The sequence below is a fragment of the Tundrisphaera macrotermitis genome, assembly GCF_051175315.1.
In the GTDB taxonomy this organism is placed as follows: Bacteria; Planctomycetota; Planctomycetia; order Isosphaerales; family Isosphaeraceae; genus Tundrisphaera.
Genome location: NZ_CP195100.1, coordinates 4,429,950 through 4,444,516, shown reverse-complemented (window position 1 = coordinate 4,444,516; position 14,567 = coordinate 4,429,950). Strand labels below are relative to the sequence as shown.

Annotated in this window: 8 protein-coding genes; 5 read left to right on the top strand and 3 right to left on the bottom strand. The window is 72.2% G+C overall.

Annotated features, from left to right (window positions below; genetic code table 11):
* Window positions 1-6 precede the first annotated feature (6 nt).
* Together TA3x_RS17875 and TA3x_RS17870 are read right to left on the bottom strand one after the other, a co-directional pair.
* Window positions 7-744 (bottom strand): YdjY domain-containing protein, encoded by a 738-nt coding sequence (locus TA3x_RS17875; protein WP_435016017.1) that lies wholly within the window; start codon window positions 742-744, stop codon window positions 7-9.
* Between the two features lie 152 nt (window positions 745-896).
* The gene (locus TA3x_RS17870) at window positions 897-5,273 is read right to left on the bottom strand and encodes a type II secretion system protein GspD (RefSeq protein WP_435016016.1); all 4,377 of its coding nucleotides are present in this window, start codon (window positions 5,271-5,273) and stop codon (window positions 897-899) included.
* 527 nt (window positions 5,274-5,800) lie between these two features.
* Here TA3x_RS17870 and TA3x_RS17865 point away from each other — a divergent pair.
* The 3 genes from TA3x_RS17865 (at window position 5,801) to TA3x_RS17855 (ending at window position 8,297) form a co-directional block, all read left to right on the top strand.
* On the top strand, window positions 5,801-6,040 hold the full coding sequence (locus TA3x_RS17865) for a hypothetical protein (RefSeq protein WP_435016015.1): 240 nt from the start codon (window positions 5,801-5,803) through the stop codon (window positions 6,038-6,040).
* A gap of 71 nt (window positions 6,041-6,111) precedes the next feature.
* Window positions 6,112-6,798 (top strand): response regulator transcription factor, encoded by a 687-nt coding sequence (locus TA3x_RS17860; RefSeq protein ID WP_435016014.1) that lies wholly within the window; start codon window positions 6,112-6,114, stop codon window positions 6,796-6,798.
* Window positions 6,795-8,297: a HAMP domain-containing sensor histidine kinase gene (locus TA3x_RS17855; RefSeq protein ID WP_435016013.1), complete on the top strand. Its 1,503-nt coding sequence runs from the start codon at window positions 6,795-6,797 to the stop codon at window positions 8,295-8,297. Before TA3x_RS17860 ends, TA3x_RS17855 begins: the two co-directional genes overlap by 4 nt.
* Here the strand turns inward: TA3x_RS17855 and TA3x_RS17850 are convergent.
* Window positions 8,267-10,702 carry a VIT domain-containing protein gene (locus tag TA3x_RS17850; RefSeq protein ID WP_435016012.1) on the bottom strand — a complete coding sequence of 812 codons (2,436 nt, stop codon included), beginning with the start codon at window positions 10,700-10,702 and terminating at the stop codon, window positions 8,267-8,269. The two genes, TA3x_RS17855 and TA3x_RS17850, sit on opposite strands and share 31 nt — an antisense overlap.
* 220 nt (window positions 10,703-10,922) lie before the next feature.
* Here TA3x_RS17850 and TA3x_RS17845 point away from each other — a divergent pair, with 220 nt between their 5' ends.
* Window positions 10,923-11,669 (top strand): hypothetical protein, encoded by a 747-nt coding sequence (locus tag TA3x_RS17845; protein ID WP_435016011.1) that lies wholly within the window; start codon window positions 10,923-10,925, stop codon window positions 11,667-11,669.
* Window positions 11,666-14,554: a hypothetical protein gene (locus TA3x_RS17840; protein WP_435016010.1), complete on the top strand. Its 2,889-nt coding sequence runs from the start codon at window positions 11,666-11,668 to the stop codon at window positions 14,552-14,554. The genes TA3x_RS17845 and TA3x_RS17840 overlap by 4 nt, the downstream gene beginning before the upstream one ends.
* Window positions 14,555-14,567: the final 13 nt, after the last annotated feature.

Sequence of the window (14,567 nt, the reverse complement as noted above, 5' to 3'; positions counted from 1 at the left end):
CCGCGATCACCGGGCCGGGGCGGGCTTGGGGGCGGCGGGCTTGGGGGTGGCGGCCTTGGCCGCGGCGCGGGGGCGGAAGGTCATGGTGACGGGGGTCCCCCGGGGCGGGATGCGCTCGGTGAACGCGACGAAGGCGCGGTCCGCGTCGTTGGCCGAGCTGCGGAACGGCAGGTCGATGATCGACGACGGGAAGTTGGCCACGGTGATCAGGTCGCCGTCGTCGGCGGCGTAGAGCATCGCCTTGGTCTGCGGGTCCTGGAACAGCTCGCTGCCGGCGAAGACCCAGTCCCGGTCCAGGCCCTTGCCGTTGGCCTGGTCCTTGATCCACTCGCGGGCGTCGATGCGATGGGCCTTGCCGCCGTCCTCCCACTCCAGCTCGATGGCCAGCGGGGTGCCGGCGGGGGGCTCGTATTTGGGGTCGAACCGGACGGGGTGGTCGGGGGTGGCCCCGGTCAGCAGGAGGCCGGCGTGGATCGTGCGGGGCGGGGCCTCGGTGCTGAGGATCGCCTCGTGCTCCTTGGTCCCCTTGCGGCAGAGCAGGTGTTCGAGCGGCCCCTCGGTGAGCGACACCCGGGCGCGGAGGATCAGCTTCTTGGCGGCGGGGTCGAACCAGATGGCGTTGCCCAGCGGCTTCCAGGCGGGGTCGGGGCGGAAGGAGTCCGCCGGGGGGGCCGGCTCGTCGCGGCCCTGCGCCGGGGCCCCGGCCAGCAGGAGTGCGGCCAACAGGGCGAGGGCGGCGGGCATGGCCTGGGTCTCCGGGTGGGGGTCGGGTTGGGTGGCCTCCAGGGTAATCATGCCGGGCGGGAAATGCAAAATGGCCGCCGGAGGTTGGGTCCTCCGGCGGCCGGTCGCGTGGGGAAGTTGTCGGGGTTGGGCCGGCTTGCGGCCCGGCGGGATCAGGGGTTCGGGTTGATCGCCCGGACGCCGATCCGCTCTTCTTCCTCCTCGAGGATGATGATCCTCGGGGTGACCATGAGCATCAGGCTGTCGGTCCGGCGACCGATGCCGATGTTGCGGAACAGGCGGTTGATCATGGGCGTCTTGGCGAGGACCGGGACGCCGTACTCGAGCCGCTGCTCACGCATCCGCTTGACGCCGCCCAGGAGGACCGTGCCGCCGTCGGGGACGGTGACGGTGGTGCTCAGGGTGGTGGTGGTGGTCTCGGGCAGCTGGATGCTCCCCTGGACCGAGGTGCCCTGGCCGCCGAGGCCGGAGCCGCCGACCGCACCCTGCCCGCCGGCGAAGGTGGTGAGGGCGGTGACCGCCTGGAAGAACGGGGCGAGCGAGAGGCGGACGTAGCGGCGGTCGGAAGAGACCACCGGGGTCACGCTCAGGGTCACGCCGTCGGGCAGGGTGCCGACGATCGGCTGGAGGGCGACCGAGTTGGGCCCGACGATCGGGATCGTCTGGGCGACATAGTAGCGGAGGTCATTGTTGCTGATCGTGGCGCTGGACCCGTTGAAGGTGGTGATCTTCGGGGCCTGCACGATGTTGTTCCGGGCGTCGCCCTGGGCGGCCGTCAGGAACAGGTACATCTCCAGGTCGCTGAGGAACGAGATCCCGAAGGTCGCCCCCGCGGTGGGGATGGCGTTGAACGTCTGGATCTGCTGGGTCACCGCACCGCCGCCCTGCAGGAAGGGGATGCCCAGGTCGGGGGTGAAGTTCTTGATGCCGCCGGCCCCGGTGCCGACGACGAGCGGCTGGCGATTGCCGAGCGAGTGGTCCAGGAACGGGTTGACCAGGTACGGGGGGACCGTGGTGGCGCCGCCGCCGCCGGTGGTGCCGCCGCCGCCGGTGCCGATGCCGGCCCCGCCGACGCCGCCGCCGCCGCCCGCGAAGCCGCCCGAGCCGCCGCCCAGGCCGCCGCCGCCGCCCGTGGTGGTGTTGCCGCCGATGCCGCCGCCGGTGCCGGTGGTGCCGCCGCCGGTGGTGCCGCCGGTGGTGCCGCCGGTGTTGCCGCCGGTGCCGAAGCCGGCACTGCCGCCCAGGCTATTGGTCGGGAACAGGGCCGCGTTGGGGTTCTGGGCCGCGAAGGTGGACTTGGGCCCGAGCACGTCGGACTGGATGTTGAAGTCGAAGTCGACGCCGATCTCCTCGAAGAAGTCGTCGCTCACGGTGATGAACCGGACCTCGATGGAGACCTGCAGGTCCTGGAGCCGGCGGAGCTGCTTGAGCAGTTCGGCGATCTCCTCGTGGACCTCGGCGGTGTGGCGGATGATCAGGCTGATGCTGAGCATGAACGGGGTGATCGACCCGGGCTGGGCCACCTCGCCCTCGTCGCCGCCGAAGGCACCGCCCATGCCGTAGGAGCCGTCGGCCCCGCCGTTGACGTCGGTCACCCGCCACGACCCGGGGGCGATCGTCGTGGTGATGAGCTGGACCAGGGGCATCATGTCGGCGACCGTGACGGTCCGGGAGATCGTCGTGGTCGGCGTGCCGGGGCTCGACAGGGCGGCCCCGCCGTTGGCCGAGGTGGTGCCGGGGTTGACCAGGTCGCTGGTCGGCATCTTGTTGGCGGCGTTGGCGCTGGCCATGGCCTTGTCCGGCGAGACGACGAGGTCGGCCACCGGGTAGGTCCAGGCGTAGGTGTGCTCCCGCATCGTCAGCGGGCTGGTGATCAGGAGCACTTCTTCGTCGACCTTGTAGGTCAGGCCGAGCGGCTGGAGCATGTACTTCAGGACCGTCTTCAGCTTCACGCTGTTGAGCGACAGCGAGACCTTGGAGTCGCGGCTGAGCCCCTCATCGTTCAGGGCCTTCGGGTCCAGCGTGACGTTCAGGCCGGTGTAGTTCTGGATGAACGTGACCGCCTCGGTCAGGGTGGCGTCGGTCAGGTTGACCGTGATCGGCTCGTTGAGCTTCTTCTCGATGGCCAGGACCTTGGGGTCCTTCTTGTACTCCCGGCTCAGCGCGGCCTTGCGGCGACGCTCGCTCAGCTCGCGGAAGTCCTTCGGGTAGCCGATCCCGTTGGCCGTGACGGTCGGGTCGATGATCATCGCCGCGTCGACGTCCTGGAGGGCCGTCAGCGCCCCGTCTTCCTTGGCCTTCTTGTCGCGGGTGTACTGCTCGTAGTGCCGCTGCATGTTCGCCTTGTAGGAGAGCATGACGGCGGCCAGGTTCTCGGGGTCGATCTCCATGGCCCGCTTGGACAGCTCCTCGGCCTTGGCCCACTGGGCCTGGGCCTGGGCCTCGGTGGCCTTGGCCATCAGGTCGGCGACGGCCGCCTTCTTGGCCTTGTCGGCCTCCAGGATGCGGAGCTTCTTGGCCTCGACCTCGGCCCGGGCGTTCTTGTCCTGCATCTTGATGTCGAAGGAGACCTTGTCCTTCTTGGCCAGCTCGATGGCCACCTCCAGCCGCCGCGTCATGGTGCGGGCGATGGTCTGGGGCATCTCGGCGACCTTGACCGAGGCCAGGGTCGTCTCCAGGAGCTTGATGGCCGCGTCGGGGTCGGTCTCCATCAGGCGGCGGGCCTCGGCGACCCGGGTGCTGACCTCGGCGTTCAGCTTCTGGGCCCGGAGCGTCTCGGCGTCGGAGGTCGGCACGTCGGAGGCCGTGGCCTTGCCGGCGGCGTTGTCCTGGGGCAGCTTCAGCAGCAGGTCCTGGACCTTCTGCATCATCGCCTCGTCGAGGGCGGCGCCGGAGGCGGCGACCTCGGTCAGCAGCTGGCGGGCCTTGGGGATGTCGTTCTGGCGGACGGCGTCCAGGGCGGCCTCGTAGGCGGCCAGGGCCCCGCCCTGCTCGGACAGGGCGATCTGGGCGAGCATCTCGTCGGCGGCGGGCTCGACGCCGAAGCCGCCGGACTTGGCCTGCTCGGCCAGCTCGCGGGCGGCCGGGTAGTTGCCCTGGCCGAAGAGGGCCTTGGCCTGGCTCATCAGCTCCTCACCCTTGTTGCCGGCCGGGGCCGTCGCGGAGGGATCGAGGTTGATGCTCGGGGCCTCGGCCGGGGCGGCGAGGGGCTCCGGGGCAGGGAGGGCGGCGGGCTCGGCGGCCAGCTCGGGCAACGCGGCGGGGCCGGGCTCCAGGGCAGGGGCGGGCTCCAGGGCAGGGGCGGGCTCGGCGGCGACGGCCGGGGCGGGCATCTCCAGGGTCAGCGGGGCGTTGTCGACCCGGCGGACGGCGGGATCGACCGCGGCGGCGGAGGCCACGGCGGGCGGCTGGGCCATCTCGCGGGTCCGGAGCTGCTCGGCCTCGACGAACTTCGCGGCGGCCTTGTCACGCTCCCCCTTGGCGAGCAGGTCGTTGGCGGCCCGCTCGGCGGCCACGCTGGCCAGCTCGGCGACCGGGGCGCCGGCGGCGGCGACGGACCGGCCGCGGGCGACGGAGATGTCGTTCAGGACGGCCTCGGCCCGGTCGGTCGTGGCCGTGGGGACGACGTTCATCCGCAGGGCCTGGCGGGCCTTGGCCTCGGCCTCGTCGAACTGGCCGGAGGCGAGCAGGTGGCGGGATTCGCCGACCAGCACGTCATAGATCCCCTGGCTCGGCTGGGCCTTCAGGGGCATCGAGCGGGTCATGTCGCGGCGACGGAGGGCCCGGGCCTGGGCGGCCACCTTGGAGGGCTTCTCGTCCCACATGCTGTAGCTCAGGTTCCAGCTCTCGACCTCCAGGGCGATGGCCTCGGCCTGCTCGAACTGGCTCTTCTCGAGCAGCTCCTTGGCCTCCTTCAGCTTCGCCTGGGCGGTGCGGCGATCGCGGGGCCCGCCGGCGGTCGCCGCGGTGGTGGCCGTCTTGGGGCGGGCCTTGGCGATGGCCTCGTCCATCTTGTCGGGCGTCTCGTCGAAGAGGCCCCACTTGACGTCCATCGTGCGGACCTGGGCGACGATGCGCGAGGCCTCGTCATAGTTGCCCAGCCGCAGCTGCTCGCGGGCGCCCTGGAGCTTCCACCGGGCCTCCTGCTTCGTGTCGATCGTGCCGCGAGGCCGACCGGCGGACGAGGCGGGGGCGGCCGGGGCGGCGGCCGTGGCCGAGGCCGGCATCACGGCCGGGTCGGCGGGGGCGGGGTTCCGCTTGGCGTTCAGGGCATCGAGCTGGGCCTGATCGGCGGGAGACAGCTGGTCTCGGTAGTCGTTGGCGACCTTCAGGTAGCGGGCGGCCAGGTCATTCTGGCCCGTGCTGAGCAGGCGGTTGGCCGCCTTCAGGTAGTCGCCCGCCGGCAGCTGGAGCGGGGCGCGGGTGGGGGCGCCGGTTGATGGATTGACGGCATCGGCGGGGGCACCATCCGTGGTCGCTCCCCACGCGCCGAGGGTCAAGAGGATCGTGAGCGTTCTGAGCCTTCCCAACGCGACCTCCTTTTCGCCGACTCCGGGCACGACCGCCGACTTCCCTGGCGACGGTCTTCTTGCGAGTCCCCGGGGCGGAGACGTGAAACCAATGCGTTCGTTGAGCCGGCCCTCGGACGGGGCGCGGCGGCTTCCTTCCCGGTCAGGACGAGGCCGGAGCAATCGAGGTGCGGTTCGAGGTGGGCCGGTCGCGAGCACCGGGATGAAGACGAGGCGGTGTCTTACCCCGGACCGCCGAAAGGGTCAAGCAGGGATTCGCGGATTTCCCCCGCCCCGCGCCGGGCGGCCCCCGATGGCCCGGCGCGTTCGCCGGCCCCCCCGGCGATCGGCCCGGGCACTACGCCCCCCCGGGCCACCCCCCGGCGGGGTGCCCGGCGCTTAAGTAAGGACGGGGCGGTCCCCTCAACATTAAGTCGAACTAATCCAGGCATAACGGCCGTTTAATCTCCGGTCCCTAGACTGCCCCTGTCGGTCGAGGATACGACGCCGCCGGGCGTCATCACCCGAGAATCGAAAGGGGAATTCCCATGGATGCAACCGCCCTGATCCTCCTGGTCCAGCCCGCCTGCCGCGCCGTGCTCCTCGGCCTGCTGGCGGGCGAGGTGGTCGGCCGGACTCTGGAATGGCTCGCCGCCATGTTCTCCGAGGCCGCCCTCCGCGAGCCGGCCGGGGGGCCCGCCGACCGCGGGCCGGCCCGCGCGGCCGAGGCCAGCCCGACGCCCTCTCCCCACCGGGGCGGCCGCCCGGCCGGGCCCCGGTGGGCCTGATGCGCGGCGGGCGATGGGCGGTACAATGGGCCCGGGGCGTCGATCGACCGCGGCAACGGCGGGGGCCAGCGATGGGGATACGCATCCTGATGGTCGAGGACGACGCGCTGATCGCCTCGTCCGTGGTGCGCGGGCTCCGCGAGGAAGGGTTCGTCGTCGAGCACGCCGCCGACGGGGAGTCGGCGTGGGCATCATTGCAGGCCGGGGGCTGGGACCTCGTCCTCCTGGACTGGTGGCTGCCCGGCCAGGATGGGCTGTCGCTGCTCCGCCGCTTCCGCCAGCGCGACCGCGACACGCCGGTGCTCTTCCTCACCGCCCGGGACGACGTCTCCGACCGGGTCCGGGGCCTCGACGGCGGCGCCGACGACTACCTCTGCAAGCCGTTCGCCTTCGAGGAGCTGCTGGCCCGGGTCCGCGCCCGGCTCCGCCGGGGGGAGGGCCGCGCCGGCACGACCCTGGCCGTCGGGGACATCACCGCCGACCTGGCCACGCAGAGGGTCGAGCGGTCCGGGCAGGCCCTGGACCTGACCCCCAAGGAGTACGCCCTCCTGATCCTGTTCCTCCGCCACCCCGGCGAGGTCCTGTCGCGGACCCGGATCTATGAGCAGGTGTGGGACGAGCGCTATGACGGGCTGTCCAACACGCTGGACGTCCACATCTTCGAGCTGAGGCGGAAGCTGGAAGCCCGGGGGGCCCGGGTGATCCAGACGATGCGGGGCCGGGGCTACCTCCTCGGCCCCGCCGGGGAGGCCCCATGACCCTGGCCCGCCGGATGTCCCTGTTCTTCCTCGCGGTCCTGGCCGCGGTGCTGGTCGGGTTCTCGGCGAGCCTCTACCTGCTGGGCCGCTCCTACCTGACGCAGCAGCTCGACGTCCACCTGGAGAAGGCCCTGGACACCCTGGAAGCGTCGGTCGACGTCGAGACGGACGGCCTGGAGTGGGAGCCGCTCGAACGCCGGCTGACGCTGGGCATGGACCCCGGCGAGGACCACACCCGCTGGGTCGTGCAGGACGCCCGGGGGAAGATCATCGACCGTTCCCCCAACATCCGGCCCGGCGAGTTCCCGCCGCCGATCCCCGACGGCCTCCTGCCCGAGCGGCCCGGCGACGCCACCGTGCTGGCCGATCTCCCCGGCTGGCGCCTCGGCCGCCGCCACCTCCGCCTGGCCGAACTGCTGCGGCTGGGCAAGGGGCACGACGAGGACGACGGCCCCGACGACGACGTCGAATACGGCGAACTGATCCTCACCGTCGGGCTGTCCCCCGGGCCGGTCGAGGCCAGCCTCCGCCGCCTGGCCTTCGCCGCGGCCGGGGTGTCGGCGGTGCTCTGGGGCCTGTGCGCCGCATTCGCCCGCCGCATGGCCCGGCGGGCGCTCGTGCCGATGCTCCGGATGGCCGACGCGGCGCGGGGCATGTCCGAGCACGACATGGCCGAGCTGCCCAACCCCGGCACCCGCGACGAGTTGGAGGAGCTGGCCCACGCCTTCAACGCGCTGCTCGCCCGGCGCCACGAGGCCCTGGAGCGCCAGCGACGCTTCGCCGGCGACGCGTCCCACCAGCTGCGCACCCCGCTGGCCGGCCTCCTGAGCCTGATCGAGGTGGTCCGCCGCCGGCCCCGACCCATCGAGGAATATGAGGAGACCCTGGACCGGGTCCACCTGGAAGCGACCCGGCTCCGCCAGATCATCGAGTCGCTCCTGTTCCTGGCCCGCGCCGAGGCCGAGGCCGTCCCGCCCGGCGGGCAACCCCTCGACCTCTCGGGCTGGATCCCCGACCAGCTTCGGGCCTGGTCCGGCCACCCCCGGGCCGCCGACCTCGACATCCGGCCCGGGGCGGGCCCGGCGTACCTCCACGCGTCGCCCCCCCTGCTCTCCCAGGTCCTGAATAACCTGGTCGACAACGCCCTCAAGTACAGCCAGCCCGGCACTCCGGTCACGGTGTCCTGGGCCCGCGAGCCGGACGCGGTGTCCTTCACCGTCCAGGATCGCGGGCTGGGCCTCTCGCGGATCGAGGCCGCCGCGATCTTCGAGCCGTTCTACCGATCCCCCCACGCCCGGCGTCTGGGGTCGGAAGGGGTTGGCCTCGGCCTCTCCGTGGCCCGCCGGATCGTCACCGCCTTGGGCGGCACCATCGAGGCCACCAGCACGGTGGCCGAGGGGACCCGGTTCGTCGTCCGCCTGCCCGCGAGCGATCCGGGCCCGGGCCCCGGATCGTCGCTGGCGATGGCTCAGCGCGAGGCCGGCGGGTCGATGCGATAGACCTTGTCGTCGAGCCGGACGGTCACGGCCTCGTCGAAGCTCAGGTACTGGTTCCGCTCCGGCCCCTGGTCCCGGGCCAGCGCGAAGAACGGCTCGCTGAACTGCTCGATCCGGATGGCCTTCGCCTCGTCCTCGGGCCGGACCTCGGCGTCGACCCAGCGGTTGTCCTTGCGGAAGAAGGTCTTGGACCCGACCCGCCGGACTTTCATGGCGGGATCGGCGGCATCAAGCTCCGATCGCACGGGTGCATTCCCGCCCTGAGCTGGCCTGGCATACAGGACCGTATCGTGCATGTATCGGCCCGATGGTTGATTCGACTGGCCCTGCTGACTCTGGCCTTGTTGCCCTGATCCCTGTCCCTGCTGTCCCTGCTGGCCCTGCTGTCCCTGGGTGCCTGGCAGCGTCCCGTATTGCATCGTCACTCTGCCCTGGGCCATCGCGGGCTGGCTCGCGGCGGGGGCCGGGCCCATGCCCATGCCCATCCCCCCGCCCATGCCGCCCATCCCATACGCGCCATAGCGGTCGGCGTTCTTGTAGAGCTGCTTCATGCCCCGCTGCGACGTGCCCGAGACGCCCGCGACCTCGCGGAGGGCGCCGAGGTTCTCGGTCGCCCGCATGCGATTGTCGGCATCGGCGTGGAGCGACACCCGGTCATCGGCCAGGAACGACGTGTAGGGGGTGAGCAGGCCGTACCTGGTGCTGAGGGCGACCAGCTCGTCGGTCAGCTCCTTGTTGGGCCCCTGGAGGTCGATCTGGTCGATGATCGCCCCCACCCGGCGGACGGCCCACAGGGTCTCCACGTAGTCTCGGCCCGCGCTCGATCCGACGGGGGCCAGCTCGGCGGGGAACTCGAACGACCGGCGCTCGCCGCCCACCTTGCCCGCCAGGCGGACCGTGACCTTGCCCGCCTTCGCGTATCGGCCGACCCAGGCCAGCTGACCGCCTTCGAACAGGTCGGGCAGGTCGCGGGGGTAGGTGCGGTTGACGTCGGTGCCGGCCATCTCGATCGAGAGCCCGGACAGGGCCGGCCGGGTCATCTTGCCGTAGAACGCCGCCACGTGGGACTCGATGTCCTCGTCGGGCCGGACGTACTCGCTGGTCCCGCCGTTGTCGGCGCCCAGCCGGTCGAGCAGCCGGGCGTTGACGTCGAACCCGACGCCGAAGGCGAACACCCGGGCGTGGGCCTTGTTGGCCTGCCGGGCGTTGTCGGCGATCTTCAGCTCGGCGGTCTGCCCGGCCGTGGGCAGGCCGTCGGTCAGGAAGATCACGTAGTTGGGCCGCGAGTCGTCGGGGATCTGGGCCATGGCCGCCTTGAGGGCGTCGTCGATGTCGGTGCTGCCCCCCTCGCGGATGTTGTCGACGAACCGCTCGGCCTCCTCGCGGGTCCGGGGCGAGAAGCGTTGCAACTCCGGCTTGAACGCCTCGACCCGGTCGTCGTAGGCGATGATGTTGAACGTGTCGTCGTCGCGGAGGTTGTTGAGGACGAACCGGAGGGCATTGCGGGCCTGCTCGATCTTCTTGCCGGCCATCGACCCGGAGCGGTCCAGGACGAAGACCACCGTCTTGGGCAGCGGCTTGCTGTCCTCGAACTTGACCCGGGGGCTGGCCAGCAGGAGGAAGTAGCCGTCCTCCCCCTCGGTCGGCTTGACGCTCAGGACGGTGGCGCCGAAGGCCCCCTCGGCCAGGGTGGCGACCAGCCGGAAATCGCCGGACGGGATGATGTTGCGACGCTCCATCGTGACCCGGGCCTCGGTCTCCCCCGGCCTCGTCACGGTCACGTCGTCGCTCGGGCAGTAGATCGACTTGATCGCGTCCCGGCCGCTGAGGTTGACCGACAGGGTCAGCTTGCCGACCGGCTTGGACGTATGCTTCTGGGTCGACAGGGGGTACAGGAACTCGATCACGTCGCGGTCGCGGCGGCAAAGCTGGGTGTAGCGGAGCGTGACCTTGCGGTCGGCCCCCGGGGGGATCGGGAACACGCTGGCTCGGAACAGGCCGCGGCCGACGTATTCGAGCAAGGCCGGGTCGCGTTTGGTCCGGACGATCTCCTCGTAGATCCGCCGGGCCTCGTCTTTACCCATCACCTTGCCGGGCATTTCCTGACCGTCCACCATCAGGACGAGGTTCTGGACCGCCGCGCCGTCGGGGAGCGGGAACAGGTACTCGGCCTCGATCGTCGCCGAGCCCGGGTTGTGGAAGACCTGGGCCACCCGGACCTCGGCCACCTGGTCCACGACCTTCGCGTCGACGTCCACCTCCCGGATCTCATACGCCTGCCTCGACGGCGTCGGCGTCGGCCGGATCACCCGGTCGACCACGAACCCCTGCCCCCACGCCGGGCCGGCCGCGACCAGCGCGACCCACAGCCCGACTCGCCCGCACATCCCGAGCCTTCGCGGATTCATGGCCGACCCTCCTTCGATTCGCTCGCCTCCGACATCCGTCCCGAGGACCAACCCCTTGGACGTGCGACCCGCCACGCCGGTTCCGCATAGGTGTTGACGATCCTCGGGCCGTTTTCTTTGCCCGATGGTCCGCGATTGCCGGGGACGGCGGGGAATCGCTACAGTAACATCCACGCATCGGGCGCGATGCACCCCACCGTCCCCTCGGGTCCCGCCTTCGTTGAACCACCCGGCGGAACAAGCGAGCCTGGCCCGCCTGCCGACCTCGGCCCTGGGCACGCTGGCGTCCTTGCGGAGGGAGCCCGGCGTCATGGTCCTGGCCGACGGCGACGTGACCTGGGTCGCCTGGCGGGCCGGCAACGCCCGGGTGCTGCGGTGCCTCCTGCCCCTCCCCGGCGTGGCCCTGTTCATCGAGCAGGACGGCCATTGGTTCCCCCCGGGGTCGCCCCTGCCCTGCTTCGACGCCCCGGACTCGCTCGACGGGGCGATCCCCCTGCCCCGCGCCCTCACCCCCGAGCCGGTGGTGCCCGAGCCGGCCCCGGCCGACCTGCCCCCCCCGGCGCGGCTGGCCCTGGCCCGCGACCACCGGCCCCGGCCGACCTCGGCCCTCCGCTGCCGTGTGGCCGACCTCGCCCGGTGGGCCGACACCGCCCCCTCCGCCGAGATCGAGTCGGCCCGGGGGGCCCGTTCCGGGGCGACCGCGTTGCTGCTGGGGGCGTCGCTGCCGCCGATCGAGGGGGCCGAGCGGTTCTGGGGCCGGGACCTCCTGGTCCCGCTCGGGTTCGCCCCCCGGCCCGGCTGGCCCGAGGCCTGGCTCCGCCTGGCGCTGGAGGTCGCCGACGACGAACTAGCCCTGATCGGCCCGGACGCGACCGTCGAGCGGATCCCCCGCGCCGCATTTCGGCCGCTGACCCGGGCCGGCATCCGCCTGGCGTTGGCATCGGCCCCGGAGGGCGGGGCGTCATGAATCGGGTCGAGGCGTATCTGCGGATCCCGGCCGGGTATGCTTATGCCGGCAATTGTGCCTTCGACCCGCGCTGGTCGGCTAACGGCGACGCAATTGAGTACGGCGACGGCACGACGCTTTGCTTCGCCAACGAGGTGGCCCTGTTCCTGGAAGGCTATGCGTCGGTGGGGCCCCTGATCCACTTCGCCCACATCGTCAACCTCATGCTCTTGCTGGACGGGCGGAACGTGCAGAGGCGGGTCTCGGTGATGGGGAAATCCAATAAGTGGTTCCCGGACGAGCCATACACCCCAAGAGAAATCGAAGAGCATCTGGCCCCTTTCGCTGAATGGACCCGCAAGTATCGCGAGGCCGGACGCCGGGCCCGAAACGGGGGGGCGCTCTGCGCTCGGATCTGTCGAGGGCTGCCGATCACCGTCGATCCGCCCGACCCGCGCGAGATCATCGTCCGCCTCGGCGACGGCTCGTTGCGGGCGGCGATGGCGGTGCACCGCAACACGACCTCGCCGCTCGCAGACGAGGTCGAGACCCCGTCTATGTCGGGGGTGGTTTTCGAGGCCTTCTTCTTCTCGGAACTCGGCAAGCTCCCGCCCGAAGAAGTCGACCACTGGTTCCGCCACGGCACCGCCCCTCCGGGCGACGCCGGCCCGGAGATCGCCCGGGAGATCATCGCCCGCAAGCCTCCGGCCGTGGCCGGGCTGCTGGAGACCCTGGAGGCCCGCGAAAGGCTGGCCGGGGCCGCCCCCATGGTCTCCCAGATGGTCGGCGCCCTGGCGTTGCCGCCCCGGCGGCGGACCGATCACGGCCTGCCGACGGGCGGATATGCCGACATCGGCAATCGGGGATCGATCGACCGGATCCTGCCCGGCCAGCTGGCCGTCGACCCCGACGAGTTCGTCCGCCGGTTCGCCGAGAACGAGCTGCTGTACTTCCGCCGCGAGGAGCCGCACGAGCCGATCGGCGAGGACCTGACGATCCTGCTCGACCAGGGGGTCCGATGCTGGGGCCGCGTCCGGCTGGTCCTGGCGGCGGCGGCCATCGCGTTGGGCCGGAACGCCGACCGGAAGGGACGGCCCTGGCGGATCGGCGGCACCAGCACCGACGGCCGCCTGCTCGACCCGGCCGCCGACGACTCCGACGCCCTGGCCTCGTTCTGGGAGGCGAGCGACCTATCGGCCGACCCCGCCCCGGCCCTGGAGGCGGTGCTGGAGGCGCGGGGCTTCGGGGCCGGGACGCCGGGCGACGTGGTGGTGCTGAGCCACCCCCGGAGCCTGGCCGCCCCCGACTTCGCCGCCGCGTCGCGCCGGGCCGGCCCCGGCACCCGCCTGTTCACGGTCTCCGCCGACGAGCCGGGGCGGGTCGAGCTGGCCGAGTGGCGGCACGGCGCGAAGGTCCCGATCGCCGCGTTCCGGGTCGATCCCCGGCCCGACCCGGCCCCGGCCGGACCCCGCCGGGGCGACCCGAGGGCCTGGAGCGGCGACATCGAGCCGGTCCCCTTCCCATTCCGGATGGGGCTGGACGACCAGCGCGGCGCGGTGGACTTCGCCTTCGATCACGACGCCCATCGGCTCGCCCTGACCGGCCTGGGCGGGATGCTGCACGCCTGGAGCCTGGACGGCTCGGCCGCCGAGACCCTGCCCCGGGGCCTGGCCGGGGGGGCGCCGATGGCCGACGTGACCAACGTGGTGGGCGTGGCCAATGGCTTCTTCGCGGGCGGCCTGACCGCGTCGGCCTCGCTCGCGGGCGTCCACTACGACTACGCTACGCGAACCGTCCGGTCCTATCACCTGGCGGCGACCGCGGACGCCGCCCGGGAATGGTTCTACCTCCGCCGGCTGCATGCGGTCGTCGCCCGCACCCCGACCGAGACGATCGCCGTCGAACTATCCACCGGCCTGGTGCACCGCGCGGGCCCTGCGGGCGGCGACCGGCGGGGCGCGGCGAGGCCGATGGTGATCCGGGTCGCGTCGGCCTATCCCAGCCCGCCCCATCGCCTGACGATTCGGGCCTCGGGGGACACCCTGAAGGCGGGCGCGTCGATCTCCCTGGAGCCGAAATCGGGCTCGATCCAGCTCGACGGGGTCAGCCCGCCCTGGTCCGAGTTCACCCCGATGGATCAGGGGCAACCCTCATTGCAGGGCGGCCTGATCCTGGAGGCCCAGCTCCGGGGCGACATCCTGGTGATCCGGGCCATCCGGTCGAATGGGCCCCCCGGGCTCCTGGCCTTCCAGGGCCCTGCGGGGACGGCACTCCGCGAGTTCTCGCCCCATGCGAGCTGCACTCGGTTCGCCCTATCCGCCGACGGGTCGATGATCGCCGCCCGGCTCATCCAGGGGCCCCGGCTCATGGTCCTGCCCACGGTCGGCGCCGGCCAGCCGGCCTTCGTGGTGCCCCAGGCGAAGTCCCACCCCGGCCTCACTTTGACCCTGGGCCCGATGGGGATGGCCCTCCGGGTCGGGCGCCGGGCCACCATCGTGTCCTGGTCGGCCGGCCGGCTGGTCTCCTGGGCCTTGCCGGGTTGGGCGCAGGCCGATCCGCCGCCGAGGCCCTCCGGCGCGCTCGATGCGGGCCCGCTCACCGTGCCCGCATCGAAGATCATGACGTTGCCCCGGGCCCTGGATCGGATCGGAGGCCGGTTCGTCGCCTGCGCCCGGTCGAACCTGACGGCGGTCCTCGATCGCTTCGGCCAGATCGCCCTGTTCGACGCGGACGAGCGGCTGGTGGCGATGATCCTGGCCTATCGGGGGCAGGTCGCCGCCTGGATGCCCGATGGCACCCGGCTCGGCCCGCCCACCCTGATCGACGGGGCCGACGCCGACGCCGAGAAGGCCGCGCGGGCGATCGGCCACGCCCTCCGGGAGGCGTCCCTCCGGGGCTCCCGGTGAGCGCGGCCCGCCC